This window comes from Hymenobacter sp. 5516J-16 (assembly GCF_022919335.1).
In the GTDB taxonomy this organism is placed as follows: Bacteria; Bacteroidota; Bacteroidia; order Cytophagales; family Hymenobacteraceae; genus Hymenobacter; species Hymenobacter sublimis.
Genome location: NZ_CP095059.1, coordinates 1 through 26,953, shown reverse-complemented (window position 1 = coordinate 26,953; position 26,953 = coordinate 1). Strand labels below are relative to the sequence as shown.

The window sequence follows — 26,953 nt, the reverse complement described above, 5'->3', positions numbered from 1 at the left end:
ATGCGGTGGAAAAAGTCGCTGGGGGGTATCGGCTGCGGCGCAGAAAAGAGGTAATACAGTTAACAGAGGTCACCGCAGGCCCTATTGACCACTCACAGTAAGGACTGATAAAAAGGGGCTTATCAGTCCTTATAACCGACTCGGCATGGGGACTGATACGTGGCATTCGTCGGTCAGCTGGTACCAAGAGGGCGTAGAAAGGTGTCATGTCGGGCAGCAGCAACGTCGACTTACTCCACCTTCACCATCAAGAGCTTTTTACTGGCTAGCAGCTCCTCCAAGCGTTCGAAGGGAATGCCCGCCCGCTGAGCGGGAGGAATGGCCGCCAGTACGTCGCGGTTCCCATCGGTGATGGCGAAGCTAAACTCCAGGGAGGAAAGAGGAAAGGGAGCCGCTCGGTTCAGACACCCACGGACGTCTACAGAGTTGGGCACCTCCAGGCTGAAGGTACCCGGCTGCTTGAGGACCATCCCCACCGTGAGATCGTAGCCGGGGGGCCACTACACCCCAACTCCTGATAAAAGGTGGTGTTTAATGAACTTTGCACCCGCCCTACGTTCAGCCCTTGGTCTGTCACGAAATCGCAATAGTCGCCGACCGGGTTCAAGCGCACATTGTAGCGGGGTACCAACGAAAAGAGCAGGGGAAGTTCCACCTGATCAACTGGCACCGGCTGACTGGTCCGTCGGTCCACCAACACGTTAGTGGGGTTGCGGTACTGCACCCAAATGGTGTCGCCTACTCGGTAGCTCTTTTGCTCCGGCTGCAGGCTTAGGGACTCCTGAAACGCATACTGGTAGTCCGGCTCGACGTCTTCCCCGCATTGAAAGGCCGTGCAGAGCAGCAGGAGATAGCAAGCGAGGAGGGGGATCGTCAGCCGATGTTTCATAAGGGTAGAGAAGATAGGTAACGCTTACTACTGTACGCTGATAGCAGCTGTCGTGGTATCGTAAGGTTGAGCTAAAGTCGGCTTATCAGACCTTATCGGGGAGCAAAAACAAACTCCTTGGTATCTTCCCCAATGGACCCTCTGTTAGCAAAGATAGAATACTGGATTCTCGATTGTGTAGAAAACGAGTACAGCTATCTGTGGGAGATTCGCTCCGTTATCGAGCAGCGATTAGTTGACGTGGACAAAGCGAAGCTGGACGAATACCTCTGCATGGGGCTGTCTTCCGTTTTGACTCAGGGCTACGTGCAGGCCTTTGCAGGAATAGATTTTCGGGGAGAAGAACAGCTCGTGCCAGGGTTTAGCATATCCACTTCCTTTATAGAACAACACAAGAAGGCGTGGCAAGCGGGAGTGGAGGTGGACCAGGACATTCGCTTTCTAATCAGTGACACTGGGTTCGAACACTACAGGCAGGGATGTCCGCCGGAGTATTTCAGCTAAACGGGAAGACTGGCTTATCAGTCCCTATCGGAGCCTCATTACTCGTTCAAAAACAAGTCTTTTTTCCCTTACATCCAGTCTTGTGTTAACTTCTGTACACGTGTTGGGGTATTGGGGTGCCGCCCAATCTGTTCATACAGTAGCTTGATGGGCTGCCCAGCAATGGCCTGCTGTCCTGTATTGGCTATCCGGCGAACAAGAAACAAGGTAATGTCCGTTGGCTGGCGCTGTAGAGACTCGACTAACTCCTGTTCGTAGCTGGGGTACGTTTCGATCCCATGCAGCACGCCCATCAGTACGCCGTTGCTCTCATCCTTCGGGAAGCGTTCTAACAATTGAAACAAGGGCACGAGGGCTTCTGGCGGCTCACCTACTTCCCACAGTTCCTGTAATAAGTCTTCTAAATCCAGCCAATCATCCGCTTCCGTTGCTTGAAAGGAAGTTATTGCCAGTAGTAGAGTGGACAAGGAGCGCATAAGCAGGGAATGGGAACTAGGCTCAGTAAATCGGTAAAATGCAATGGGCAGGACGCGACAAGCTGCAACTCAAACCTACCACTATCCCGAGGCGGGCATTATAACAATTGTTATGTAAAGGGATAGAAATCAGATGAAGTAGGGATTGTGTAGACGATTCTAACAAGGGAAAAGTCCAGTTTGCAGCACACTATAATTTTGGCAACTCGTAGCTGATGTCTCCAAACCCGTAGCAGATGCGAGTAAAGCTTTGATGTGGCACATCCAGCGTTCGGGCTTGTCGTGGCGTTAGCAACCAGAGCGCAAATCGGGAAGAAGTGTACAGGTTGTATTCGCTTACGCTCGAGACCACGTTTACCAAGCGGTCAGGGGACGCTCTGTCTGCCAGCACTTGGTTAAAGATTTCATAGAACTCGTCTTGATTGACGCTGTAGTGCCGTCGCCCATCCTCTCCTGTATCCTCCCATAATTGGCAGCGGTGCTGATACTGCTTGCCCCGTACGCGGAGGCTGATGAGGATATCGCGGTTATCTGGGCACCCTCCTCTGCACGGTTTAAACTCGGGTGGAACCTCCACTTTGTAGTGGAAGTCTGTGAAGGCCATGTCAGGCAATATCCGCGCAACATCTGCATAGATACGCTGGAGATACGGGCCTAAAGCAGCAGGATACGTATCCCGACTGAAAAGCTGCGTACGGGAGGTGAGATAGGGAAGAATAGCCACTCGGTCGAGCAATTGCTCTGCCGCCATCGCATGCTGAAGTTCCCTGGCCTGAGCGGGCAGGATCAACCCAGCCCGAACTAAATCGGGAATCAGGGTAGAGTCCTTAGCCATCGCATGCGCTTCTTGGCCCAGACCAGCCATGGCCAGAAGTAGGCTCTCCTTGTCCGGAAATCTACGTAGCAGGGCTACGGGTTGCAGAAGGTTATCCCAAGGTGTGGGCAGCAAACCTGCACCTCGTAAGGTGCTGACAAACTGAATAGTCTCCAGTTGATTTCTCTCTTTGTGTTGTTTCGCTTCTTTCTTGGATAGCTGAGTAAAGGTGACTGTGGCTAGTTTCGGAGGAGGAACAATCAATGTGTCTGGCCGAGCGATACGAGTAGCTCTGCGCAGGTATAGCTGTTGCGGTGTAGGAAAATCGTTGCTGTTGACACGCGCATAATAATCGGCCAGCCAGGCCCAAACCCGCGGCAGAGTATGCCCCAATTGGAACGCTTGCAGCTTGGTCGTGTCACAGAAATTTAGCCACGGCTGGTGCGGTGGTGCTACCAGCCCTGAGGTAGATAAGGCAGAGGCGTAGGAGACGGGAATAGGGGTTCGTGCTTTAGCTGCTTGGAAAGCGGAAGCCCTACCCTCTAGTTGCGTTGGTTGAGCCTTCACCTGATACATTCCCAACCAAGAGAGCAGTAGTAAACAGGTTAGATTGCGAAGGAGGGAGACCATGTATCGGGGTAGCTGCAGAAGCAAGATCAGCAAAGATTATTGTCCTAGAAGTCAAATTATGCTAAGTCGACCATTGGCTCACTGCGCGCTTTTCAAACACGTTTTAACATATTCATCAACTATCAGTGTGTTATGTCAAGGCCCAAAAGCGGGTCAACTTCTTAAAAGAATCTAAAGCATAAGCCAGTTAAAGAAATACTTCTGACACTCAACGATCAGGTCGGTAAACATACCTGGTGTTGTACGCTTCTCCATGAATAAGACGAGCTGTACTAACTGTTGACATGCTTTTATATTACGGAGGCGTTATAGAGGTTACGATTGCTTCAATCCAGACATAAATTATTATAATCTTATGATGAGGTACACCTTACAAATTATGGTACTACTCACATGCTTGCTTGTAACAAGCAACTGGGTTCAAGCACAATCCCTTGAGAGCAGCAGAATAATCAGCTCTCCTGAAATGCAAGAGTTTTTTGACTATTATAATAAGGAAGTAGTCCCGGTTGTCCTCCAACAGCGAAGCCGCTTAGATAGGGATCTAGAAGAAAAGGACAAAGCCCTTCTGGCCCAGTATCATACGCAAGCGCAGCAGCTAAGGGATCACTATAAGGAGCAAAACAAGGAGGCACTAAAGGGCGGTACTTTCAATGCGGCCAAACCCACTTACATACATGAGTTAATGAAAATCAACTGCCCAGCTGATTCTTTAGCTAAAAAGTATGCCCCTGTTATTCAACTTAGGCTGCACGAGATGGACAGCCAGAGAGCTATATGGGAAAGAGACATTCAGGCTATTAAATTGAAGATTGAAGCACATGCATCTTCTCTCGGCTCTACTTACCAGCCATCCCTCATGGCGCTTATGTGTACGAGCGATCCGGCTACTTTTATCCTGTTGCCAGCACCTATTAAATAGGTGACTAAAATCCTCATTGAAGTTTACATAACAGGGACTTCTCGGACTAAGCGATAATCACGTCATAGCCCTCTAAAGGTTAGCTACTGGCAAAATACACGGAGAGGAATGACCACTCCAGGCCGCCTAAACTCGCTCAAGCTATCCGATTTATACATAGCAGGAACGTGAAACTGCACCTGCCTGCAGATCTGTTCCTTTAACTTCTCTATGATAGGTGCTGGCACTGATCTTGCCGCTTGCCGCTGCTGGATAGAAAGGACCTCCACAATGTGGCCTCGGCTATCCACTTGACACGTAAACCAAATAAACCCACGGCCTTTCCGGCACAGATTGGCTCGTTCAGTGGAAGTCAGCACTTGTCGTACAGTTTGCGCGATAGCTTCCGGGTGGCGAACGCGAATCTCTTCGGGATCTGAAAAAGGAGCAGATGGGGGCGTTTGACTGTGAGCCGACTTCCAACCGGCCAAAAGACCTAGTGCTAACAAAATACGTGTTGGCTTCATATAGTTAGAGCGGCACTAAACCTGCACTCAAAGTAGACAAAAGGTATAACTCCTATCCAAGTGTTCTAACCTGCCTTTCGCGGAAATGGTCATTAACATAAAGTTTGTTATACCCCACCCCTCGGAAAAGTGGTAGTTTTAGGCTCTGCTGCCCCTAACTCTCAATTCTGGTACTTTGCTGGGAATCCGAGTGCTGGCGTGGGCGTTTGCAAAACTCGACTTCTTCGGGCATTCCGTAAGGATTGACTCGTAGAGGGGTTTCGTAAATTCACCCCGCTCTGAAGGGGCCAGCTGGCCAACAGGTGTCGAGCTAATTCCTGCCGTTCACGAAGGAGGGTCTGCCTTACTTTGGATTCTCCTGGCTGTACTCCTCTCGGTTAGCTAGCAAGGTGCCCACTTGCTGCCCCCAAAACGCATCTTGGGCTATCGCGTGGGCATCAACTTCCGCCAATTGCTGCTGCAACACGGCGAGCTGTTCGTCCGTGAAGTCCGCGTCTAAATAAGCATCTTCGCCTCGGGTAGCCAGCAACTCCTCAACGAAGCGGGCGAACGCCACCAGCGACGCCGCCAGGGCCAGAAGTGACCCGTTGACGTACTGGGACGAGAAATCAGCTTCGTGGTCGAGTACTTCCACGCGGTCGGCCGCAGCCGTATTCAGAACCATTGGGTTGCCGGCGCTATCGGAGCCGATGCGAACGTAGTGGTCGAACCCTGCTCCCAACTGATACAGGTCGCTGACCCGCTTCAAGACCGGCACAAAGTCGAGGTACGGTGCCGCATCGGGTGGTAGGCCTTGGGTTGCCAAGAAGTGCCGTGTGGCCGGTTGTAGACCCAAAGGGGCCGTCGCTTCCGATGCATAGGGTTGCAAGGCCACACCGCGCGTGCGCCAAAATGCGGTCAGTTCTTCAGGGGACATGGGGCAAATAGTTTCTTGGCAAGGTAGTCACCGAACAAGAAATTACCCGTCGTAATAAGGACTGATAAGCGAAGGTTATCAGTCCTTATAAGGAGGAAACCGAGGGCCGTATCAGCTGAGTTTGTTGGCCAGTGAAGCTTTTCATGATTGACCTAAAATTTTATGGTTAACCTGACTGAGGACCTGTTTAGCCAAGTCAATGCCGTGCTTGCGGAATGGAATCCCATTGGCGTACCCGAAGGCACAGCTGAGGATGAGTACCAAAGTTACGTACCGTTCTTAGTTGAGTCCTGGAACCTGTCTCAGGACGTGGAACCCGCGATGGTGTGGGTCTACACGCAGCCATTGGGCTACGACGTGAACCCTGCCTTCTCCCGAGCCACTCGGCAATTTGCCACCCAAATCAACCAGTTGCTACAGGCACAAGACGATGCGTAAATGCGCATAAAACGCGCTACGCTCGTTCAGCAAACTAGTGGTTCAAGCAAGGCACGGCCTTTACCGGCTCATTCCACCGCCGCGGCTGTGCTGCTGGGGAAGGAGCAGTTATCGATACCCAGAGGGTGCTTTTCAGCCAATGAAACCAACTGTGTCAGGCAAATGTACTTACATTGTACGTACATTTGCTTCTATGAACACGCGCCTAATTCGGGTGGGCAATTCCCAGGGGATTGTGCTACCCAAGAAGTTGCTGCAGCAGTATCATCTCTCCGGGGAGGTCGACTTGCAGCCCACGCCGGAGGGACTGCTCATTAAGCCAGTTAGCAAGCTCCGCCGCCAGGGTTGGGATGAGCGCTTTCAGCACGCCCTTGCTCAGGGCCAAGATCCGGAGGGCGAGCTGCTAGAGGGATTCTCCGATGAAGCTTTTGAGGAGAAGGAATGGCAGTGGTAGCGGTGCAACGCTTCGAGGTGTGGCTCATCAACCTCGACCCGACTCAGGGCAGCGAAATCAACAAGACCCGCCCCTGCGTGGTGCTCTCTCCCGACGAGATGAACCGCTACCTGCGCACGGTCACCATTGCCGCCCTGACCAGTACCCGGCGCGACTATCCTTCCCGGGTGGACTGCACCTTCCAGGGCAAGGAAGGTCAGGTCGCCCTTGACCACATCCGCTCCGTGGACAAAACCCGCCTAGTACGCCGCTTAGGAGCACTGCCTACCACCACGGCACAGGAAGTCTGTGACCGGCTGCAGGAGATGTTTCAATACTAATCCTAAATAGAACCGGCCCGCTGTAGTAGCGGGCCGGTTTGTTTTATGCCCAATGGTACTGCCCACTGTGGCGGGGCTGGTAGGGAAAGGTTACGTGGCCCTCGTCGTAGCCGGCCAGCACCTGGTGCAGGGCCTGCCGAGTGCAGGCCCGGTGCTGGTGCCATTTCTCCCGCAGAAAGGTCGGCGCGGGCGAGGTGATTCGATGGTCGCTTCGGTGATGGCAGTGGCCCCGTTGCCGAGCCGTCCAGGCCCAGCGTTTTTTGGATGGTTTCATACAAGCGAGTAGGTGTATACCTACCGCTCATGGGATGTGCTGTGAAAACGCTTCATGGATAAGGAATTGAAAGAAAGCAGTTAAAGCTACTTATCTGGCCTTAGAGGTATCATCGTCTGAATCGCCTTTGATGGGGCATCTTGACTACTTTCCGTAACAACTCGTAGCCTGGGTGCGATGGGTTGGTCAATCCAATTCTGGAGTGTCAAGCCCTCCATGTTGGCGAAATGCCGCGTATTACGCGTCACTAAAACAAGGCCATGAGCTACTGCTGTAGCACCGATAAGCAGGTCCATGTCGTCCACGGGGCGACCCATCCGGCGTAGCATCGCTTTCTGTTGTGCATACTGCTCTAGGCCAGGACCAATCAGCAACACGCGTTCGGCAAAGGTGTCACGCAGTTCGTCAACTGCTTGGCGGTTGGCAGCCTGCCGGGTGGGCGCACTGTTTGCTACCCCGAATAGAAGTTCTGCAATCGTGAGTTCGGAGAGGTAACAAGTGCCAAAGCCCACAGCGGCAATCTGCTGCATGATATTGTGCTCATTTTTCAAGAAATGGACACAGATATTGGTGTCCAGCAGGTATTGACTCATAAGGCCACATCTTCCCGGTTCGACAGGCGTGCGGCCTGAAGTTGGGCGTTCAGTTCCTCCCTGTTTCCTCGGACTGCCAACTACCCGCCAGAGCGAAAAAGCGGGACTCCAGCTGTGCCGCATCCGGTGTGGGTACTTGCGAGACCTCTACTCCCAAGCGATGAGCCAGACCGAGTAGCAGTTGGAAGTCGTGCGGATTAGTTGGTTTTAACACAAGAGTTGGCATTGGACTGTGAAGGAAAGGAAGGTGGATAGAGGAGATAAGAAAGATACGATTTTTCGAAAGATGCAGCTGACGCAAGCGGTAACTTGCTCATTGTTAAATAGCTAAATGGTGACTAATCAAGTGGTACATGAATGACTAGTCACGCAGGATGCTGTGACTAGTCAGCCTGGTTTGTCTATTGTGTCGTGACTAGCCGGAATGAATGGGTGACTAGTCAACAATACAAAGCTGTGACTAGCCAGCGTCAGTGATGCAAAATAGGGTTTTAGGGAAGAGAGACGTATTTTGCTGGCTCTGACTACTCATCCTACTATGGAGGTTACCCCGCTGACTACCTACGAATTTCTAACGATCAAAGAGGCAGCTAAACAATTTGGCCGCGCTGAACAGACGATTCGGCGACTAGTCAAACAGCATGCGCTGACTAGTCACGTGCGGACGGAGAAAACCGCAAAGGGAAACGCCTATCTAGTCAGTCTACAGTTTCTTACAGAGCAGTATACTCCTGTTTTAGCAGCAGGACAGTTGCCAGAACCGGACATGCTAGAGCCACAATTGCCTGCTGTAGTGGTTCCTGATCAGGTAGAAGAGATTGTGCGATTGCAAGCCGCACTTGCCGAGCGAGATCAGACTATTCAGAAGTTGCAGCACCGGCTACTGGAACAGAATGATGTATTAAACGCGCTGACTAGTCAGGTGAATAGTCAGCGTATAGGGCACATTGAGGAGCTTATACTGCGTCAGAATGAGCAGCTAGGGGAGTTGCAGAAACGATTACCAGAGCCAAGCGAAGCATCCCAAGTAGAGCCCGTATTGGAACAGCCAAAAAAGACTTTTTGGCAACGTATGTTCGGAAAGTAGGTGTCTACACGCTAAAGATTTTAGCGGTATAAGCTCCTACATTCTCTAGCTCATTATTAAGCATTCTTAACTGAATCTTGTGCAGGTGCCTATTGATGCCGTCAAGCGGATGCAGGCTGAGTACTTTATGGGCTTGGTCTTGGCGTAAGCCGAAGTGCGTCGTCAAGCGTCCGAATACCGCTGCATTTGGGCCCTCGTAGGCTACGATTGGTGTGTTAGGTTGGTAGCGTATCGTAAATTCGATTTGAGCCACGCTACGGCCTCGTTTGATAGGCTGGTAGCTGAAAGATAAGTCGGCCTTTCCATTGATCTCTTTTTCCGCTGGATCAAGCGCTGCTTTCTTGAAGTGAGTCCACTTCTCATAACGGTCCTTACCCGTTTTGGCATCGATAAGGTCTAGGCGTTCCTTCAGTTCCTGTACGTCAATGCGGAAAGTCTTATCTGGCAGGTTCTTGTACATCGAGAACAGCTCGTACAGCCGTTTAGCATACTTACTGTTCAGGGTTAGCGCTGTGTGCAGTTGCAGTGTAGTGAAACGATCCTTCAATTCTACATATAGTGGCCGGACCTTCTGGCTCAACTCTAGCTCAATGATCCCTTGGCCTTTGCGATAAAGAGCTGAGGCTACAAACGTGGCCTGTAAGAAATCGCCATTGGACAGGGTCGTTTCAAAATAGCGCGTGATGAGCTTTTTCGTAGCCCGTTGCATATCGGAAACTTTTACTTCCTCCCCAGTTAAAGCCATCAATTCTTTGGCCGACACTTGGTAAACGGTAGTTACCGGATCATCCTTGCGGATGCTAGCCATTACCATGTATAAGATGTTTTTTTCCAAAGCCGTCATCTCATAACGGGCAATAGTGAGAGCGTTATCCTGCCAGAGAGTTACTGGATTCATGCTACTAGTAAATAGTTGAGGATCAAACCTAATAATAAAAGTTGTATTTCTAAAGTGTAGTACAACTATTCTTATGCAACTTTCACCGACTTTTTTACAACCTTAATTCATCTCACACCGACTTTTTTACAACTTTCAACTGCTTATCCACAGACTTTTTGACAACTTTCACCGACTTTTTTACAACCTATTCCGACTTTTTTACAACTTTATGTGCTTCAAACACCTGTGATTCAATGGGTTACAAGCCCCTCAAATAACAAGTATTGAAAAAGAATTGTCACAAATATTTGAACGTGCGGGCGAGGGGCTTTTAGAAGGGTAGTTACTACTCCACCGAAAACAGCCCATCAGCAAAAAACACGCAAAGCAAACACGAAGCCTTCCAACACTGGGCGCGGCACAAAAAAGTATTAAAACCTTGACAATCAATTACTTAATTATACTGTCTAGGCCTCCAAAAAGGGGTGTTTGACGCGGTTTTCCGCTCTCTACGCGTACTTTGTGCCATGGCTGACCACACCTTTCGCTTAACCAATACCCCGCTGGGCACCGTGCTGGTGAAGTTCTACCAGATCGAGCCCTATAGCGACGAGGCCTTCACGCAGGCCAAGGCCCGGGAGTTCCTGCAGACCACCGTCGGCTCGGGCAATGCCTGGAGCCTGGCGCTCTACCAGGGCCGCATCGATACGAATACCGTGCTACCCGAAGCTATTGCCCAGCTGCACGCCCGATGCCCAGAATGCACCGCTGTGCGCATCGAACAGGCTGCCGGATAGGCAGAGGTCAGGGAGCGGTTGTGAATGCCGTAAAGGGGCTATATTTGCGTTGTCCGAAAAACACCAGCGCACGTACAAACGGCGACCCGGGCCGAAGCCCAGATCGCCGTCATCCTACGGATGCCCGAGCCAGTGACTGATCACCGCTCGAACTGCTCCCCCAGGGCTGCCTTGAGCAGCTCGAGGGAGATGTGAAACCAACTAGCCTGGCTAGTGCGTTTCACCTTTGCACGTTTACCCATTTTGCGATTGGGAGGTAGGGTGCTTGATCCACCCACTTCCTGAAGCCCCTCGGCCGCCACAGCCTTGGGGCTTCGTCTTTTTCAGACGTCGCGTTGGCGGGGTGACAACCGTGCAATGGGGCGAAGATAGAGGGCCCGTTGCGAAACCTACCAAACACAAAAGGCACTCGCTCAGTAAGCCCGGATAAGGAGGGTAGCCGGCAAGGAAATCTAGTAGCAACACATAGGGGGCGGTCGGGAGAAAGTCGTACCTTGAGGCGCGGACGGAGTCGTTCAGGCGTAGTTCGCAAGATGTGTTTCCTGAATCGCGCTTCGCGCAACTCAGGAAACCCGTTCGCCCTTCGGGCTCACTCCACTTGCCCCTCCGGGGACCTATCGTATGGATGCATCTACTTCCCCTGATTCCCTTCCCCACCGCCCCCGCAAAGGCGGACGCAAGCCCGGCCCGCTGGCCGACAAGCAGCGCCACGTGGTGAGCGTGCGGCTCACCGATGCGGAGCACGAGCGCCTGACCCAGGAGGCCGAACGATACCGGCTCAGCCAAGGCGAAGTGCTGCGGTCGGTGTGGCTCAAACAGCACACGGCCGCGAAGCTCGTGGCCCCACCGACTCCCGAGGAAGCGCGGCAGCTGGCGCAACTGGCCGGCATGGCGGCAAACTTGAACCAGCTCACCAAGCTGGCCCACCTAGGGCAGGACCAACGCACCGGGGCCACAACGGTGCTGGGGCAGATGCACCACTTGTTGAAGCGGCTGACGGGCGAGGCATCATGATCGGCAAGGTGAAAGTGAACCAATCGTTCGGGGCGATGTGCCGGTATGTGCTGCAGGAAAAGACTCCGGATAAGGGAGCGGAGGTGCTGGCCGCGCACGGAGTACGCACAGATAACGCGGCGCACATGGCGGCGGACTTTGACGCGGTGCGGGCCATGCGGCCCACCTTGGGCAAGGCCGTGCTGCACGTGGCGCTGGCCTTCCCGGCCGAGGAAAAGGAGAAGGTAACCCCAGAGGTGATGGGCCGCATTGCCCAAGACTACCTGAAGGGGCTGCAGATCGACCCGGAGAACACGCAATGGGCCGTGGTGCGGCACCAGGACAAAGCCCACCCACACATGCACCTGGTGGTAAACCGGGTGGATCTGGACGGGCAGACGGTGAGCGACCAGTTTATCCGCTCGCGCAGCGTGGACGTGTGCAAGGGCATCGAACAGCAGTACGGGCTGATCGTAGCCGACCAAGTAGGGCGGAAGCAGGCCCGCGAAATCGGGCCTACCCCGGCCCAAGCGAAGGCCACGACCCCCAAGGAACAGCAATCAGCGGAGTGGAGCCGTGCCCGGCAGGAAATAGGCCGCGCCCTGAGCTACACGGCGGGCCAGGCCCGCAGCTTCGAGGAGCTACGCGAGGCGCTACGGGCCCGCGGTATCGGGCTGGAGCTGACTCGGCGCAAGGACGGGAGCCCGGCTGGGGTGGTATTTGAGCAGGACGGCCACCGGGTGAAGGGCAGCCAGGTCGGGCGTGAGTACAGCGCGGGGAATCTGGAAACGGGCTTTGCGAAGGTCCGGGAGCTGGGCCAGGAGCCGGCCCAGGCCTTACAGCAAGTGGGCCAAGACTATGCGCTGGCGAAGCTGGCGGCCGAGTACGCCCAGGCCAAACAACGGCAGCAGCCCGAACGCACCCCGGGTCAGGAGCAAAGCCGGGGGCTGGGCATCGGGGACTAATCGTATCTATTTTACTAGTAGTATTTTATGCAAGAGCTTTTTGAAGATATCACGGCCATCCGGAAGGGGATTGAAGCCCTGAGTAAACGGGTGCAGGAACAGGGGCAGCCAGTGAGCCAAGCCCAGGTGGCGCAGCTGCTGCAGGAGGCCAAGCAGGGCACGCGCTTCACGATCAACTATGAGGGAGTGGCCCAACAAATTCAGCCCCACCTGACGACCCCAGAGAAAGTCGAAACGACGCTGGCCACGGGTGCACAGCGGTTAGAGCAGGTGGTGAACCGGATTCCCCAGAGTGTGCCCGTCGTGGGCCAGGTATGGGGGTTTACCGACTGGCGACTCTTGTTGGGCGTCGTGGTGCTCGTGCTGGGGCTGACGGTGGCCACCGTGTACGCCTGGCAGGCCAAGGCAGACCGGGACAAGGTCGCGCAGCAGGTGACCAACCTGGCGGTGGCGTACCGGGACTCGTTAGCGCAGGAACGGACGCAGAATGATTGGTTGGTGTCGGGGTACTTGCGGCTAAATAAGGCCAACCCTGCGCTAACCCGTAAGCTCTTCCACCGGCCAAGTAAGTAGGACTTTTTAGTAGCGATGCCCAAAACGGACATTCTAGCACTGCTGAATAAATCTTGTTATGCTCGCTTTACTGGCTGAACTTTGCGCACCAATAGCGGCGTGAAACACTAAAAATTTTTAGTGCTAATTGCTTGCTGTGAATGATTGCATCAGTACCTTTCGTTAGCTCCTAAACGCAAAAGTTTTGCGCAAGCATACTTGGGCGTTATTGATGCTAAAACAAAACCCTCCCTCCATTCGGTTAGAATGAAGAGAGGGTTGTCTGTAGGAACTCTTGCTAGCCCCTTAGTGGTGGAATGGATTAAATACTTCTCCAAGCTTCACTATGGGACTAAGAAGACTAGGATTAGCTGCTACTAGGCCTACCAGAATTAGGAAGGCAGCAATCTTCAAGAAGAGGTTTGTCTCTTCGGGATTTGTTTCGAATTTCATCTTAGTTTGCTTGACGGCTACTGGATGTTAATAGGTGGTTAGCTGGTGGTTGACGCCACTAGCTTTTAAAATCACCACGGAAAGGGGTCTGTTGACGCAGGTCCCTTTTTTCGTGGCCATACTTTCCGGAAGTTGGCTAGAGTCTACATTGGCTCGAAGGAGGATAATAGTGTGATTAATTCTGGCCTTGGTTTGTCTTTTTGTCAAGAAATTATTCGCCCTTTGTGCAGGTAGGCTGAATAGTTTGAACAAAAGGCAGATAACTAAGGCAGGTCAACGGTTCCGAATATATCCGTCCTGGAATCTCAGGACAAACCTATTCTTTAGAAGTTTTCCACATACTGTTAAAACGCTAGTGCTTAGGCCGTTTTTTGCCATTCAGGCATGGCTATATAGTAAGCTAAAACGATTGGAAAGTAGGTTGTTGTTTTCCTGCATAAATGGTATTGTCGGTGAATACTGTAGTTATCATTGCTATTGATATTAACATCCTTAGTACCAACACCACTAACACTTGTGACGGCACAACAATACTCTTTATACCAACTAGTGTAAGAATAGGGCATGTCTTGGACATTTTGTAAACGGACGTTTGGAAAATGTCCAAGCAGAAGTACATTGGGGCACCCTTCTCCCCAACCGCCCCTTATGCCGTACGTCGCCTATTACCGAGTCAGCACCCTCCAGCAAGGCAAGAGCGGGCTAGGGCTGGCCGCTCAGCAGCAGATGGTGCGCAGCTTCGTGAAAGAGGAGGCCGTACTAGGGGAGTTCGTGGAGGTGGAGAGCGGCAAGACCGCCGCCCGGCCCCAGCTGCGGGCGGCCGTGCAGCTAGCCAAGAGCCGTGGGGCCGTGCTCGTGATTGCCAAGCTCGACCGGCTCTCGCGCAACGTGGGGTGTTGTTAAACAAATAGGGTAAAACCTCCAAGTCGGTGGCTGACTCGCCCATTCGGTAGTGATAAGGTGCGAACGCGCTGTAATGGCATCGAAAAATGCTTGTCTTACACCTCCCTTACAGCCATCGAAAGAGGCTAGTGAAAACGAACATTAACACTATCGTTTTGGTCACATACCGGGTAACACACTGTCAAACAGAATACTAATCATGAAAACCAGATAGCTGTGCGCCTGGGTCGGAGGTTTTCCCCTATTTGTTTAACAACACCCAACGTGGCCTTCATTGCCTCCTTGATGGAGTCGGGGTGGAGTTCGTGGCCTGTGATCAGCCCCAGGCCAACAAGTTTACGGTGCACATCTTCGCGGCCCTGGCCGAGCAGGAACGGGACATGATCAGCGAGCGCACCCGCCGGGCTCTGCAGGTGCTCAAGGCGCAGGGCCAGCAGCTGGGCACCCCCGCCAATCTGACCCAGGCGGCGCAGGCGCAAGGCTTGGTCATCCGGCAGCAGAATGCGCGCACCCACGAGGCGAATCGACAGGCCACCGCCTTGATCCTGGCCCGGCGCGCGCAGGGGCTCGGCTACAACCAAATCGCGCAGGAGCTAGAGAGCCTGGGGTTTCGGACTCGCCGCGGCTGTCAGTTTACCCATAAACAGGTCCAGCGCTTAGCCCAACGGGCGATCGGATAAGTAAGCGCTTGGTGAACGAACCATGGGACCCGTACTGCCGCGCCAAGCGTGGGTGGTGGGAAAGTCGCAGGAGAGCGAATGGCCCGCGTTGGTATCGTATATTGTCCCGATGACTATTCGTCCCCTCCTCTGCTTGGTCGCCTGGCTAGTGTATACCCCCTGCTCACCGTAGGGCAACAGGTAGCTCCCTCCCCGGTCACTCCTCAGGTCAGCCACTTCGCTGGCAAGACCTTCCGGCTGGGCGAGGGGTTCTTCTTCCAAAAGGGCGGATTTACACGCTAAGCCATCGGGTCACCGGGATGGCGCAGTGGACGGCGGTGTAGCGGGTCCAAGTGAGCCGGGTTGGTAAAGGAGTATTTGCCCAGTCGGTTGATGTGCTCGTAGCGGCTGGGCGAGAGGTACTGGAAGTGGGCCTCGTCGACTGGATAGCCTTCGGCCCGCAGTTGCTGGAGGACTTCCTGCATGTAGATGGTGTTCCAGAGCAGCACGCAGTTGGTGAGCAGCGTCAGGCACCGGGCCGCCTCGGTCTGCGCCTCCTGCTGCTTGCGGCGGATAACGCCTTCGCTGCCAAACCAGAGCCAGGCTCGCAGCGCGTGCAGCTCTTCGCCCTTGTTGAGTTGGGCATGGATGCGCTGGCGCAGGGGCTGGCTTTGCAGGTAGCGCAGGATAAAACGGGTTTTGATGAGCTGACCGTAGGCCTGCAAGACGTAGGTGAGGTGGTTTTGGCGGGGGTAGGCTTGCAACTTGCTGAGGAAGAGCGAAGCCGTGACCCGGCCGGATTTGATGGAGCCGGCCAGCCGCAGCAGCTCGTCCCAGTGCCGCCGGATGTAGTCCGGGTTGACCGTGCCCGTGAACCGTAGGTCGGGATAGGTCCAGTCCTGGCCCCGGATTTTGTAGAGCCGCTGGTCGGCCAAATCGCGCATCCGGGGACAGAAAAACAGCCCCAGCAGGTCAAACAGCGCGAAGATGATGTCCGAGTAGCCGGCCGTGTCGGTGGTGTGCTCGGCCAGGGCCAGGTCGGTTTCGTTGTCGACGATTTCATCGAGCACCACCGTGGCGTCGCGCAGCGTGGCCGGCACGACTTTGCTGCCGTACTGCGCATATTGGTCCGAGGAATGGGTTTGCATCGTCACGCCCCGGCCGGTGCCAAAATAGGTGGGCAGGGCGCGGGCGTTGCGCACCTTGCCGCTGACGGCAAACCGCTGGCCGTCGGAGGAAGAAAAGGTGCCGTCGCCCCAGTAGGAGGCCAGCCACTGCCGGTGATGCTCATTGACCAAGAGGTTGTTGGCCGCTTTGAGCGTGTCATCGCGCAGGTAGTTGGTGGCCGTCCACCACAGCGACTGGTAGGGCAGTGCGGCACTACGGGCCATATCGGCCAACGGGATATTGCAGCCCGTGGCCAGCAGGGTCGCCAGCAGCCGCGTGTCGTGCTCGTCGCCGCGCGGGGCGTGCACCAGCCCGGGCAAGTGCGCCGTAAAGCCCAGCCAGGCGTTGACTTCGACCAGAATGTCGGTCAGGTCCACGGCCGGCAGGCGACGACCAATCTCCTGTTGCAGCGCCTGCGCGCCGGCGGGGACCTCCTGCGCGGCGGGCCGCGTGACCACCAATTCGCCGGCTTCCAGGCGCACGTCGCCGCCCGCCTCGAGCAGGGTTTTCATGGGCCCGAGCAAGTCGGCCAGCTCCTGCACGCGCTCGGTGAGGCGGTCCGTGGTCATGGGCGGCAAGCCCAACTGGGCGCACAGCTCGGGCCGCACTTGCTCCCATTCGGCCGGGGGGATGAGGTAGCTGCTCAGGTCGGCGTAGCGGTGCGAAGGGGCCACGTACACGTCGCCCGAGCGCAGCCGGTCGCGCAGGGTGGCCAGTACGGACAGCTCGTAGGCCGGCCGCTGCTGCTCGGCGCTGAGCGCATCGCCCAGCACGAACTTGCGCCAGGTCGGTTTCAGGAACCCGGTCGGGGCCTGCTCGGGCAGCTTGCGCCGCCGGCCCGCCTGCAATTCGCTGACCAGCTGCAGGGCGGCCCGAAGTCGTCGCCGGCAAAGCCCTGCTGAAACCCGAGCTGCTCCAGCAGCCGGGGCGTGAACTGCTTGAAGAGCGGGTAGCGCTTGGCCAGGAAGCTTAGGTGCGAGTGGCGGGTCGGGTAGAGCATGGTTTGCACGGCCTCCCAGGCCAGCACCAGGTCTTCGCGCGGCACCTGGTCGTAAATGCGCGGGCGCACCTGCCCGGCCGGGGTCTGGTCCTCGTCGAGCACGATTTCCACGGCCTGGGCCAGCGTGCGCAGGGCCGTATCCTTGGCCGCGACGACCTGCTGCTGGTACTGGTCGTGGGCCCGGCGGGCCTTGGCCAGGCTCTGTTCCCAAAAGGCATCTACCATGCTCAGCACCTCGTCGGTCAGCGTCAGGTAGCTCTCGCGCACAAACGCCACGAGCACGGGGTAGCGCTTGGCGGCCGGCAGGCGTTCCAGGTTCCGATTCGAGCGGCTGCGGGCCAGCAGCGCCAGGCGTTTCTGCCGGTTCGGGTGCAAACTGCTGACGTCCCAGCTGGCCACGCCGAGGCCGTCCAGGTAGCGGAGCTTGTCCAACGCGATCACGATGGCCGCCGGATTGCTGACGGTCGCCGGCTGCACCAGCCAACGATGCCTGGTCAATTGCCGTCCCGTTTCGGGCAGCAGCAGCGTATCCAGCTGCTGGCGTACCTCGTCCGTGAGCAAGGGGGCCAGCCGCCGGTAGGTTTCCTGGGTAGCCAGGTCGCTAATGCCGCCCACCAGGCGCTCCAGCGTGCCGATGGCCGGGCGGGCGATGCGGGCCTGGTGCAGCTTCTGGCACGTCATGGCCAGCAACACCCGGTCGCCGTCGTGCTCCAGGGCCCGCTCCACCAGCCACGGTTCCAGCCACGCCGCATCCAGCGGCTCCCACTTGCGATACTCCAGGTGCCGGAGCACGGCTAAAAAATGGTCGCTGCGCGTTTGCTGCCGCGCGCCATAGTCGGCCAAGTGGGTCGCTTCCGTTGCGAGCTGCGTGGCCACGAAAGCCACCGCTTCGGGTGGCAGCTGGCTGGCCCAGGCCTCGGGCAGAAAGCCCATCAGCCGCAGCACACCCACCTGCAGAGCCAGGCCCAGGCGGTTGGCCGCGCCGCGAAACGACGTCAAAAAGGTGCGGTCGGCTTCTGTCAAATGGAAGTGCTGGCGGATGTCGACTTCGAGCAGACTGGCCGGCACGGTCTGGTAGCGCAGCCGCTCGGGGGTGGTGAGAAACTCCTGGCCTTGGTTAAAAGTTTGGTACAAAGGTTAAACCAGCCGCCGCACTGCCTGATTGAACCACTGTGCTAAAGTGACTTCGGCACTGAATAGTAAGGGGAAACCAACAGGTCTGCGAGGTTGCGGAACGCAGGATTTAGGTTAAAGACGGCATGCCTACCTTTCGGTAATGCAACGTGCCTTTTTCCCGTGCCTTCCCTTGTTCTTAGTGCCGAGCACCGGGTTACTCTCTTTTCTGCCCAATTGTTTAATGGATGGCAAACCATGCCAAGTACCTGCTTACGGGGGGGCTGCTGGTGGCTACAACGGCCCTAGGCTCCGAGGTTTACTGCGACGGCGCGGCGCAAAGCATCCACCAGTATTACGTAGCCACTTCCCATCAGCCAAAAGCCAATGCGGGCATCTTTCGGGGGCGTCTGTTGGATGTGTACACCGACAGTTCGTTGGTGGTGTACCGGGGCCGGAAAATCGAGCACCCCGTGTTTTACCGCTTCGAAGTGGTCGAATCCTGGGCTCCGAGCTATGAACCGCAGCCTTACGTGACGGCCCTGACGTACGCCGACCAGCGGCTTCCGCTACAGCCTGGGCACGAATACCTGGTGGCCACCCTGGGAACAACCCGCGGGGCATTCCTGTGGCTTGACCGGTGCGACTTGCTGAAGCCCCTTTACGCGGCCGGGTCGGATTTGCGTCTCCTGGGTCGGGGCACCCCGGTACCGGCTGCCGCAAGCGCCTTACGGACGTGTTCCAAACGTGTTCCAGCATCGCTAGCAGTGCAAGCGCCGGTGCCAACGCCGGGGCAATGGATAGGAGGAATGGCCCTGCTTACGGCACTCAACACGCTGATTCTGCTGCGGGTTTGGCGAAGGCGCTGAGCCTTCTGACTGCAAAGCACCGAGCTATACAATCCTGAAAGTGCTATGCTCCTTTTACTGGTCCGACCCTTTGCGCGAACCAGGGCAACCCGCCCATTAGCTGCCCACCACACGCCATGAAAACGCCCCTAGTTGTCCTGCTCGTCCTGGGGCCCGCCTGTCGGCCCAGGGCACCACATTGCACTGCGACCCGCAAAAACACACCGCTGCGGCATATTTGGCTGACCGGCAAACGCTAGTCGTCCAAGCCGTCTACCTCGATAGCTTCGTGGACCGCAACTTGGTTAGTTCGGAGCTCATTCACCCCCTGTTCATCCGCCTGCGCGTGCTGGGCTATTGGACGCCCGGCCAGCGGGATTCCCCGCCGGCCTACCTGACGTTTTACTGTCCCCGCGCCGTTTATTTGGCTCACAAAATGAAACTGGGCCAGCCGAACGACACCTTGCTGGTGTATTTCCGCCCCCCGTACCGCATCGGGAGCCAAGGCGAAGGCTTTTACCAGTTGGAGGTCTGCGACCGTGTGGTTGCCGCATCCCACGCCCGTGGGGAGGCACGCCTATTAGGGGCCGCCCGCGTTCCTGTTCCGGCTGCGCTCGACGCACGGCTCCAGCCGGCGGCTGACACCGGCCCGGCCCACGAGGCAGAGGGCGGCGCCCGAAGGTGGCTTGCGCTGAGTGTGGGTGCCAACTTGGCCCTGTTGGTGGCGGTAGCGGCCTTGGGGTGGAGGGCACTGTCGGAAAGAAGGAAGGGTTAGGCAACCACGACCCAGGGGCTACGCATGGGCTTATTTCATTGAACATCACACGTTTACGGCAGTATTCTTTCGCTAAACCACCGCCCGTTTGCCCGCTGGAACGAAACAAGCCGTCCACCGCCACGGGCTGTTGCAGCAAACCCTGTATCTTGGTCGCTGTGAACGCGCTATCCCCTACTTTCCTTTCCAGAACCCCCGTCCCGACCCCATGAAGCAGGTGTCGCTGGTCTTGGGGGCCTTATTTCTCTTGGGAATGGGCTTTCTGTTCTTGGTCTTCCGCGAGGGCGAGCGTGTGGTTGGCGAATTTCCCGTGCCCCACCACCCAGGGCTGACTTTCACCGTGTACCAGGACCAGGAGTTTGACAGCTCCACCGGGGTGTACTACGACCTCCGACAAGGTAGCCAAGTGCTCTCCGAAAAATCGGTGTTGACCGGCACGCTGGACTACGAGGACGCGAAAGACTACGCCGCGCACGCAGTGGACAGCCTCGTGTACCTCAGCTACGTGGAGCCCCACCGGGTCGTTGCCATCTACGACTTGCACACCCGGCACGGGTTTCCCCGGTCGTCGCCCAGCGACACGATGAACTCGTCTCGGCGCGGGGCCGCATTGTTGAAGCGCTTGCAGCGACAAAATCCGCGAATCGTCGGTGCTCGCTGGCTCAGCGACTAATCGCGACAGGCACAGATGCGGCCTGCCCCCGCCCATCAGATAGATTTGGTGGGGACCAACAAGGTACACCTTGCCGGCCCCCACCAATTGATGACTGCGGGATAGGCCAAGCTGGGGCCAGAAAGTGGGTTCACCTCCTTACCTTCGTGGCCCCACCTTGTTGACTCGTTTGTATGCAGTTCGGCTATGCCCGCGTCTCGGCCAAAGACCAACACCTCGACACTCAGCTCGACCAGCTCAAGGCCGCCGGCGTCGACCGCCTGTTTCAGGAAAAAATCAGCGGCACCACCACGCAGCGCCCGGTGCTCACCGAGTTGCTGGCCACCTTGCGCGCCGGCGACACGGTGACCGTGGCCCGGCTCAACCGGCTGGGCCGCAACAGCGCCCACATCATGCAGGTCGTGGCCGACCTGCACGCGCGCCAGGTGCGCTTCGTCGCCCTGGACCTGGGCATCGACACGGCCACGCCGGCCGGGCGGCTGGTGCTGGGCATTTTCGCTGCGCTGGCCGAGTACGACCGCGAGAGCATCCGCGAGCGGGCAACCGCGGGCATCGCCCTGGCCAAAGCGCAGGGCAAGCACCTGGGCCGCCGCGCCGGGGTGGACGCGGCGAAGCTGGCCAAGGTGCAGGCCTGCCTGGCCGCCGGCATGTCGGTGCACCAGACCGTGGCCGCCACGGGCGTCAGTGAGTCGAGCGTCAAGCGCTACCGGCGCCAGCTGGCACCGTAAGTCCGTGCGCTACCTTCCCCTGCTCGACGACGCCCAGCGGCGGGCGTTCGACCACCCGCCCAAGTGGACCGCGGCCCAGCGCAAGCTCTACTGCAGTGTGCCCCACTGGGCCGCCCAGGTGCTCGGCAGCCTGGTGACGCCCCACAGCAGGGGCGGTTTCGTGCTGCAGGTGAGCTATTTTCAGGCCACCGGCCGCTTCTTCTCCACCGACCGGTTTCGGGCCGCCGACGGCGCGTACGTGCAGCAGCGCTACCGTTTGGGAAATGTTGAGTGGGCGCGCTACGACAAGGCCACCCGCTTTCACCACCGCCAGCTGATTCTGCAGCAGTTCGGCGTGGCCCCCTTCGAACAGGTCGAAGCCGCCGTGCGCGCGCAGGTGACCCACTTCGCCCGCCAGCAGATGAACCCCGTGGCCGTGTTTCGCTCGGCCGTGGATACGCTGCGGGCCCGCCGCTGGGAAGTGCCCACGTACGCCGCGCTGGCCGGCGTCGTGACCGAGGCCTTCCGCACGGTCGAGCAGCAGCTGACCACGCAGGTGGCCGCGTTGCTCACACCCGCCGTGCGCCAGCAGCTGGATGCCTTGTTTACCACCGACGCGGAGGAGCCCGCTCACCCCCACCGGCCCTACCGGCTCACCGCCCTCAAGCGCAGCCTGGAGCTGATGCGCCCGAGCGCCATCCGCGCCAACGTGCAGGATTACGCCGTGCTGCAGCCCCTCTTTACGCAGGTGTACCCCGTGGTGCAGGCCCTGGACTTATCGGAGGAGGTCGTGCGCTACTACGCCCGCTACGTCGAACGGGCGCAGGTCTTCCAGGTGCGGCAGCAAGCCGACAAAAAGTACCTGATGGTGCTCTGCTTCGTGGTCTACCAGTACTACCAAGTCGGCGACCTGTTGACCGAAACGTTGCAGCAGGCCGTGCAAACGCACCGCAACGCCGCCCAACGGGAAACCCAGGAGCGCGTCTACCGCCAGCAGCAGGACACGGCCGGCCAGCTGCGGGAACTGCTCGACGGGGTGGTGCACCACGGCACGGCCCTGGCCCAGCTGGAAGACGTGGCCTTTTCGTTTGCCCGCACCAACGAGGAGAAAGTAGCCGCCCTGCTGGCCTGGCTCCAAACCCCGGAGGTGACGGCCTTCGGGCAGCTGCGGCACACGGCCCAGCAGCTGCGCAAAACCGGCGGGGGCAGTGCCAGCGGACCCTACTACCAAGTCGTCGAGGAGCGCTCCCGCGCCCTGCAGCGACGGCTGGGCGAGATTCTGCGCCGCGTGGCCTACGAGGGCGCGGCCGACAGCCCCCTGGCGCACGCCCTGGCCCATTACCGGGCGCGCGACGGGCAGCTGGGCAGCCACCCGCCGACGGCCTTTCTGAAACCGGCCGAACGCGCGGCGCTCGGCGAAGCGGCCAGCCCCGTGTCGCTTTACAAGGCCCTGTTGGCGGGCCACGTGGCCGACCACTTGAAAGCGGGCAAGCTGAACCTGCTGCACTCGTTGCGCTACCGCCCCTTCGACACGTACTTGTTGGACGCCGCGACGTGGGAGCAGCAGCGGGACGCGTTGCTGCAGCAAACCAACCTGCTGGAGCTGCGCGCGGCCGGCCCCTGGCTCGATGCGCTGCAAGCGAAGCTGACTACCGCGTTTGCCGGCACCTTCGACCGGCTGGCGGCCGGCACCAACCCCGGCGTGAAGACGCGCGCCGACGGCCGGCCCCGCTTCCTCACGCCGGCCCGGCCCGCGGACGAGGAGGCGCCGCCGCCCCGGCCGCTGTTCCCCGGGCCGGGGCTGATTTCGCTGCACGAGGTGCTGCACACGGTCAACCAGGCGTGCCGCTTCACGGAGTGCCTCGAGCACTGGAGCCCGCGCCACCGTCCGCCCCGGCCCGCCGAGCGGGTCTTCTTCGCCGGCATCATGGCCTACGGCTGCAACCTGGGCCTGACGCGCATGGCCCACGCCACCAAGCACGTGGCCCAGTCCACCCTGGAAAACACGGTCAACTGGTACTTCTCGCTCGAGAACCTGCGCCGGGCCAACGACGCCGTGGTGGCCCTGACCGGCAAACTGCCCGTCAGCCGCTTGTTCCAGCGTGACCCCGGCCAGACCCACACCTCCTCCGATGGCCAGAAGTACTACGTGGCGGTCGATTCCATTCACGCCACGCACTCCTATAAATACTTCGGGCAGGAAAAAGGGATTGTTTCCTACGGCTTCCTCGACGACCGGCACCGGCTGTTTCATTCCGTTACCATCAGCGCCTCGGAGCGCGAGGCGGCCTACCTGGTGGACGGCATCCTGCACAACGACGTGGTGGAATCCACCATTCATTCGACCGACACGCACGGCTTTACCGAAGTCAACTTCGCCGTCACGTACCTGATTCGGGTAGCCTTCGCCCCGCGTATCCAGTCGTTTCAAGACCAGCAACTCTACGCCTTTGCCGAGACGGACGTGTCCGACTTGGCCGCCTACGGCCTGGCCCCGGTCAAGCGCATCAACCGGGCCCTGATTGAGGCCGAGTGGGACACGCTCGTGCGGCTGGTGGTGAGCCTCAAGCAAAAGCACGTGACGGCGTCCACCGTGCTGCGGCGCCTCAACTCCTACTCCCAGCACCACCCCGTGTACCTGGCCCTGCGCGAGCTGGGCCGGGCCGTACGTACAGAGTTCTTGCTGCGCTACATGGACGACCAGGACCTGCGCAAGCGCATCGACGAGCAACTGGATAAGCTCGAAAGCACTCATTCGTTTGCGCGGGCCGTGTTTTACGGCCAGAACGGGCAGATTCCCTACGCCGGCAAGGAAGAGCAGCAGCTGGCCGATGCCTGCAAACGACTCGTGCAAAACGTGATTGTGTGCTGGAATTGCCTCTACCTCAATCAGTACCTGCTCCAGGCCCCGGCGGCCGAGCGCCAGGCCGTAGCCGATGCCATCGCCGCCAGCTCGCCCGTGAGCTGGCAGCACGTCAACCTGCATGGCGAGTTCGATTTCTCGGACGACGCCCTAAAAGATTCCCTCCGCTTCGACGTGGAGGCACTTTTTGCCTTCGACTGGGAGTCGCCAGCGGCCCCGCTCGTTTAACTTTTGTACCAAACTTTTAACCAAGGCCACTCCTGCGGCATGGGCTATCAAAAAGGGTCGGCAAAACGACCCGCGTTTTTGGGGGCGGCAAGGCCGATTTTACACCCGAAAAAGTAGCTTTGCAAAGGAATTCCTTTTTGATAACCCCCGATGCCCGTCAAACCGACCGACCAGCCCACACGCGTCGCCCTCTACGCCCGCGTCTCCACCCTTGACAAAGGCCAGGACCCGGAGACGCAGCTGCGGCCGCTGCGCGAGTACGCCCAGCGGCGGGGCTTCGCCATCGTCGAAGAATACGTCGACCAGGCCTCGGGAACCAGCGAGGAACGGACCCAGTACAAACGCATGATGGCCGCCGCCAAGAAGCGGCAGCTCGACGCGGTGCTGGTCTGGCGCTACGACCGCTTCGCCCGCTCGACCCAGGCGCTGGTCAACGCGCTGAAGGAATTCCAGAGCCTGGGCGTGGACTTCATCTCCTACCAGGAAAACATCGACACCACCACGCCCACGGGCGAGCTGATTTTTCACGTCATGGCCTCGCTGGCGCAGTTTGAAAGCGCCCTCATCAGCCAGCGCGTGCGCGCGGGCATGGCGCGGGCCAAGGCCCAGGGCAAGCACGTGGCCCGTCCTCGTTTGGCTCAGGCCAAGCAGGAGGCCATTGCCCAGCTGCTGCGCGAAGGCCTGTCCATGAACCAGGTCAGTAAGCAACTGGACGTGGCCTACGGCACCGTCTACAATTACGCCCAGAAGCAAAAGAATGCTTAGCGCGTCCATCCGCCCCGTAGTCAGTGCGGTTATGACCATTTTTGGCCCGCGCCAATGCGGGCGATGCCGGTTGCAATTGAAGGTAACACACATGTTGACATCGCTTATTCCATGACGTATTCTTTTCCGCTGCTGCTGTTAATGGCCGTCCTTGGTCTGCTGCCGCCGGGTTGCTCCCCGCCTTTCGCGACCAATGAAGCAGACTTACTGCTGGAAAACGGCATGCTAGTCGACCCAGGCACCCAAACGCTGGTCAAACGGACGCTGTTGCTGCGACACGGCCGCGTCGCGCGCGTCTACGTCACCCCACCCGCGAGTTACGCCGGCCCGCGTCTCGACGTCGCCGGCCGGTACCTGTTACCCGGCCTGACCGATATGCACATCCACGCCGTTGGTAACCTCGGTCCCGGTTCCCCGGCCGACACGATGACCGTGGCGGAGGTGACCCGCCGGCAACTTTACTGCGGGGTGATGCGCACACTGGACCTGTTCAACGACGAGGCCCGGGTGTTGGCAGCCCGCAACGCCCAACGCGCCCGCCCCGGTCCCTCGGCCGACCTGTACTGTGCCGGTCCGGCGCTAACCTGTGCGGGGGGCATGGCACGGAATACGCGATACCCACGCGTACCATCAACTCGCCCGCCGAGGCAACGCGCGTTGTGAACGCCTTGGCCGCGCAGCACCCCGATGTCGTGAAGGTCATTTACGACCATTACGCCACCTGGATGCCCACCATTGACCAGGCTACCCTGGTGGCCGCGCTTCGCACCGCTCACCAGCACCGGTTGAAAACCGTGGTGCACGTGGGGACCTGGCAGGACGTACGCGACGCCCTGCAGGCGGGGGCCACCGCAGTTACCCACGTACCCCCGGACGCGCTACCCGCCGATATCGGGCCGCTGTTCTTGCGCCACGGGGCCTACTTCATTCCGGCCCTGGCGGTGCAGACCGAGTTGGCCCACTTCGCCCGCGACAGCAGTTTGCTGGATGACCCCTTGCTGCGGGCCGTGAGCAGCCCGGCCCTCCGCCGGAGTTATCGGTCCGAATCGGGTTATTCGCCCGGCCTGCAAGCCTTCGTTCGCTGGCAGCGGCAGCACGAGGCCACGGTCCAACAGAGCGTGCGCACACTGGGCCAGCAGGGCGTCCGGCTGCTCGCGGGCACTGACGCCGGTAATCCGGGCACGTTCCAGGGCTATTCGCTCCATCGGGAATTGGAATTGCTGGCGGCGGCCGGACTCTCCAATTGGGCCGTGCTCGCGGCGGCCACGACCCAAGCCAGTACTTTTTTTGGCGAACCCGCTGGTTTCGCACCCGGTAGCCCGGCCAATTTTTTGGTGTTGCGGCAGTCCCCGGTTTCGGCCGTTCAACACGCCCGGGCCATCGACTATATTATTCAACGCGGCCGGCTAATCGACCGTCAAAAATTGCTTACTCCGTAAGGGCGGTTGGGCAAAACATTTCTTTACCAACCCGGCCCACCTCGCCCCGCTACACCGCCGTCCACTGCGCCATCCCGGCGACCCGATGGCTTAGCGTGTAAATCCGTCCTTTTGGAAGAAGAACCCCGGCGAGGCCAGCGAGGGAAGAAAGTCGGGCCAGGACGACCAGTCGTATTTTGTCTTTCAGCCGGACGGGGGCGCGCGCTATCGGGCCACCCGCGGCCAGCGGGTGATGATGGATAGTCCTCTGCGGTGGGGAGTCGTCGGGGACTCATTGTATTTACTGCCGAGTGCTATGACCATCGTCGCCGAGAGCCAGACACAACTCGTGGAACGGGAGCGCCTAACTT

At 58.2% G+C, this 26,953-nt stretch carries 28 protein-coding genes and 1 pseudogene; 20 read left to right on the top strand and 9 right to left on the bottom strand.

All coding sequences use genetic code 11. The annotated features are described in order from the left end of the window. Positions 1 to 230: 230 nt before the first annotated feature. A complete protein-coding gene (locus MUN84_RS22590) occupies positions 231 to 476 on the bottom strand; it encodes a hypothetical protein (protein ID WP_244699218.1) in 246 nt (81 codons plus the stop codon). A gap of 545 nt (positions 477 to 1,021) precedes the next feature. On the opposite strand from MUN84_RS22590, the gene MUN84_RS22585 reads away from it, so the two are divergent. Then, the gene (locus tag MUN84_RS22585; protein WP_244699215.1) at positions 1,022 to 1,393 is read left to right on the top strand and encodes a hypothetical protein; all 372 of its coding nucleotides are present in this window, start codon (positions 1,022 to 1,024) and stop codon (positions 1,391 to 1,393) included. 68 nt (positions 1,394 to 1,461) lie between these two features. Here the strand turns inward: MUN84_RS22585 and MUN84_RS22580 are convergent, their stop codons facing one another. After that, positions 1,462 to 1,869, bottom strand: coding sequence for a hypothetical protein (locus MUN84_RS22580; protein ID WP_244699212.1), 408 nt, complete (start codon positions 1,867 to 1,869; stop codon positions 1,462 to 1,464). Between the two features lie 190 nt (positions 1,870 to 2,059). Next, positions 2,060 to 3,313: a hypothetical protein gene (locus MUN84_RS22575; RefSeq protein WP_244699209.1), complete on the bottom strand. Its 1,254-nt coding sequence runs from the start codon at positions 3,311 to 3,313 to the stop codon at positions 2,060 to 2,062. A 466-nt stretch (positions 3,314 to 3,779) separates the two neighbouring features. Between MUN84_RS22575 and MUN84_RS22570 the strand changes: the two genes are divergently transcribed. Beyond that, a complete protein-coding gene (locus MUN84_RS22570) occupies positions 3,780 to 4,235 on the top strand; it encodes a hypothetical protein (protein ID WP_244699206.1) in 456 nt (151 codons plus the stop codon). Positions 4,236 to 5,084: 849 nt separating this feature from the next. Here the strand turns inward: MUN84_RS22570 and MUN84_RS22565 are convergent. Continuing rightward, entirely contained in the window at positions 5,085 to 5,657 is a 573-nt protein-coding gene (locus MUN84_RS22565) for an SUKH-4 family immunity protein (protein WP_262920729.1), read from the bottom strand. Positions 5,658 to 5,819: 162 nt separating this feature from the next. On the opposite strand from MUN84_RS22565, the gene MUN84_RS22560 reads away from it, so the two are divergent. The 3 genes from MUN84_RS22560 to MUN84_RS22550 all read left to right on the top strand — a co-directional run bounded on the left by MUN84_RS22560 (position 5,820) and on the right by MUN84_RS22550 (position 6,869). Then, positions 5,820 to 6,095: a hypothetical protein gene (locus MUN84_RS22560; protein ID WP_244699202.1), complete on the top strand. Its 276-nt coding sequence runs from the start codon at positions 5,820 to 5,822 to the stop codon at positions 6,093 to 6,095. A gap of 193 nt (positions 6,096 to 6,288) precedes the next feature. After that, positions 6,289 to 6,549, top strand: a complete 261-nt coding sequence (locus tag MUN84_RS22555; protein ID WP_244699199.1) for an AbrB/MazE/SpoVT family DNA-binding domain-containing protein — start codon at positions 6,289 to 6,291, stop codon at positions 6,547 to 6,549. Then, positions 6,537 to 6,869: a type II toxin-antitoxin system PemK/MazF family toxin gene (locus MUN84_RS22550; protein ID WP_244699196.1), complete on the top strand. Its 333-nt coding sequence runs from the start codon at positions 6,537 to 6,539 to the stop codon at positions 6,867 to 6,869. Before MUN84_RS22555 ends, MUN84_RS22550 begins: the two co-directional genes overlap by 13 nt. 43 nt (positions 6,870 to 6,912) lie before the next feature. On the opposite strand, the gene MUN84_RS22545 is transcribed toward MUN84_RS22550, so the two are convergent. After that, positions 6,913 to 7,143, bottom strand: coding sequence for a hypothetical protein (locus MUN84_RS22545; RefSeq protein ID WP_244699193.1), 231 nt, complete (start codon positions 7,141 to 7,143; stop codon positions 6,913 to 6,915). An 86-nt stretch (positions 7,144 to 7,229) separates the two neighbouring features. After that, positions 7,230 to 7,736 carry a type II toxin-antitoxin system VapC family toxin gene (locus MUN84_RS22540; protein WP_244699191.1) on the bottom strand — a complete coding sequence of 169 codons (507 nt, stop codon included), beginning with the start codon at positions 7,734 to 7,736 and terminating at the stop codon, positions 7,230 to 7,232. A gap of 538 nt (positions 7,737 to 8,274) precedes the next feature. On the opposite strand from MUN84_RS22540, the gene MUN84_RS22535 reads away from it, so the two are divergent. After that, positions 8,275 to 8,823: a helix-turn-helix domain-containing protein gene (locus MUN84_RS22535; RefSeq protein ID WP_244699188.1), complete on the top strand. Its 549-nt coding sequence runs from the start codon at positions 8,275 to 8,277 to the stop codon at positions 8,821 to 8,823. A gap of 4 nt (positions 8,824 to 8,827) precedes the next feature. Here MUN84_RS22535 and MUN84_RS22530 read toward each other — a convergent pair whose 3' ends face one another. Then, on the bottom strand, positions 8,828 to 9,721 hold the full coding sequence (locus MUN84_RS22530; RefSeq protein ID WP_244699186.1) for a replication initiation protein: 894 nt from the start codon (positions 9,719 to 9,721) through the stop codon (positions 8,828 to 8,830). 509 nt (positions 9,722 to 10,230) lie between these two features. Here MUN84_RS22530 and MUN84_RS22525 point away from each other — a divergent pair. The 6 genes and pseudogenes from MUN84_RS22525 (at position 10,231) to MUN84_RS22500 (ending at position 15,046) form a co-directional block, all read left to right on the top strand. Next, the gene (locus MUN84_RS22525; RefSeq protein ID WP_244699182.1) at positions 10,231 to 10,500 is read left to right on the top strand and encodes a hypothetical protein; all 270 of its coding nucleotides are present in this window, start codon (positions 10,231 to 10,233) and stop codon (positions 10,498 to 10,500) included. 621 nt (positions 10,501 to 11,121) lie between these two features. Continuing rightward, entirely contained in the window at positions 11,122 to 11,514 is a 393-nt protein-coding gene (locus MUN84_RS22520; RefSeq protein ID WP_244699180.1) for a plasmid mobilization protein, read from the top strand. An 8-nt stretch (positions 11,515 to 11,522) separates the two neighbouring features. Continuing rightward, the gene (locus MUN84_RS22515; protein ID WP_244699178.1) at positions 11,523 to 12,458 is read left to right on the top strand and encodes a relaxase/mobilization nuclease domain-containing protein; all 936 of its coding nucleotides are present in this window, start codon (positions 11,523 to 11,525) and stop codon (positions 12,456 to 12,458) included. Between the two features lie 27 nt (positions 12,459 to 12,485). Continuing rightward, on the top strand, positions 12,486 to 13,031 hold the full coding sequence (locus tag MUN84_RS22510; protein ID WP_244699175.1) for a hypothetical protein: 546 nt from the start codon (positions 12,486 to 12,488) through the stop codon (positions 13,029 to 13,031). Positions 13,032 to 14,111: 1,080 nt separating this feature from the next. Then, positions 14,112 to 14,354, top strand: a pseudogene (locus MUN84_RS22505) (recombinase family protein); the annotation flags it as partial. Between the two features lie 257 nt (positions 14,355 to 14,611). Next, positions 14,612 to 15,046, top strand: coding sequence for a recombinase family protein (locus tag MUN84_RS22500; RefSeq protein WP_410780114.1), 435 nt, complete (start codon positions 14,612 to 14,614; stop codon positions 15,044 to 15,046). A 278-nt stretch (positions 15,047 to 15,324) separates the two neighbouring features. On the opposite strand, the gene MUN84_RS22495 is transcribed toward MUN84_RS22500, so the two are convergent. Beyond that, positions 15,325 to 17,040 (bottom strand): Tn3 family transposase, encoded by a 1,716-nt coding sequence (locus MUN84_RS22495; protein WP_244699239.1) that lies wholly within the window; start codon positions 17,038 to 17,040, stop codon positions 15,325 to 15,327. Next, entirely contained in the window at positions 16,986 to 18,326 is a 1,341-nt protein-coding gene (locus tag MUN84_RS22490) for a DUF4158 domain-containing protein (RefSeq protein ID WP_244699236.1), read from the bottom strand. Before MUN84_RS22490 ends, MUN84_RS22495 begins: the two co-directional genes overlap by 55 nt. A 227-nt stretch (positions 18,327 to 18,553) precedes the next feature. Between MUN84_RS22490 and MUN84_RS22485 the strand changes: the two genes are divergently transcribed. The 8 genes from MUN84_RS22485 (at position 18,554) to MUN84_RS22450 (ending at position 26,603) form a co-directional block, all read left to right on the top strand. Then, the gene (locus tag MUN84_RS22485) at positions 18,554 to 19,174 is read left to right on the top strand and encodes a hypothetical protein (RefSeq protein WP_244699234.1); all 621 of its coding nucleotides are present in this window, start codon (positions 18,554 to 18,556) and stop codon (positions 19,172 to 19,174) included. A gap of 217 nt (positions 19,175 to 19,391) precedes the next feature. Then, entirely contained in the window at positions 19,392 to 19,928 is a 537-nt protein-coding gene (locus MUN84_RS22480; RefSeq protein WP_244699232.1) for a hypothetical protein, read from the top strand. Between the two features lie 253 nt (positions 19,929 to 20,181). Next, complete coding sequence (locus MUN84_RS22475) at positions 20,182 to 20,601, top strand: hypothetical protein (protein WP_244699231.1); 420 nt, start codon at positions 20,182 to 20,184, stop codon at positions 20,599 to 20,601. A gap of 173 nt (positions 20,602 to 20,774) precedes the next feature. After that, on the top strand, positions 20,775 to 21,329 hold the full coding sequence (locus MUN84_RS22470; RefSeq protein ID WP_244699229.1) for a recombinase family protein: 555 nt from the start codon (positions 20,775 to 20,777) through the stop codon (positions 21,327 to 21,329). Between the two features lie 4 nt (positions 21,330 to 21,333). Beyond that, on the top strand, positions 21,334 to 24,399 hold the full coding sequence (locus MUN84_RS22465; protein WP_244699227.1) for a Tn3 family transposase: 3,066 nt from the start codon (positions 21,334 to 21,336) through the stop codon (positions 24,397 to 24,399). 150 nt (positions 24,400 to 24,549) lie between these two features. Then, positions 24,550 to 25,164, top strand: a complete 615-nt coding sequence (locus MUN84_RS22460) for a recombinase family protein (protein WP_244699225.1) — start codon at positions 24,550 to 24,552, stop codon at positions 25,162 to 25,164. 375 nt (positions 25,165 to 25,539) lie between these two features. Further along, on the top strand, positions 25,540 to 25,827 hold the full coding sequence (locus tag MUN84_RS22455) for a hypothetical protein (RefSeq protein WP_244699224.1): 288 nt from the start codon (positions 25,540 to 25,542) through the stop codon (positions 25,825 to 25,827). Beyond that, entirely contained in the window at positions 25,824 to 26,603 is a 780-nt protein-coding gene (locus tag MUN84_RS22450; RefSeq protein ID WP_244699221.1) for an amidohydrolase family protein, read from the top strand. Before MUN84_RS22455 ends, MUN84_RS22450 begins: the two co-directional genes overlap by 4 nt. The last annotated feature ends 350 nt before the right edge of the window (positions 26,604 to 26,953 follow it).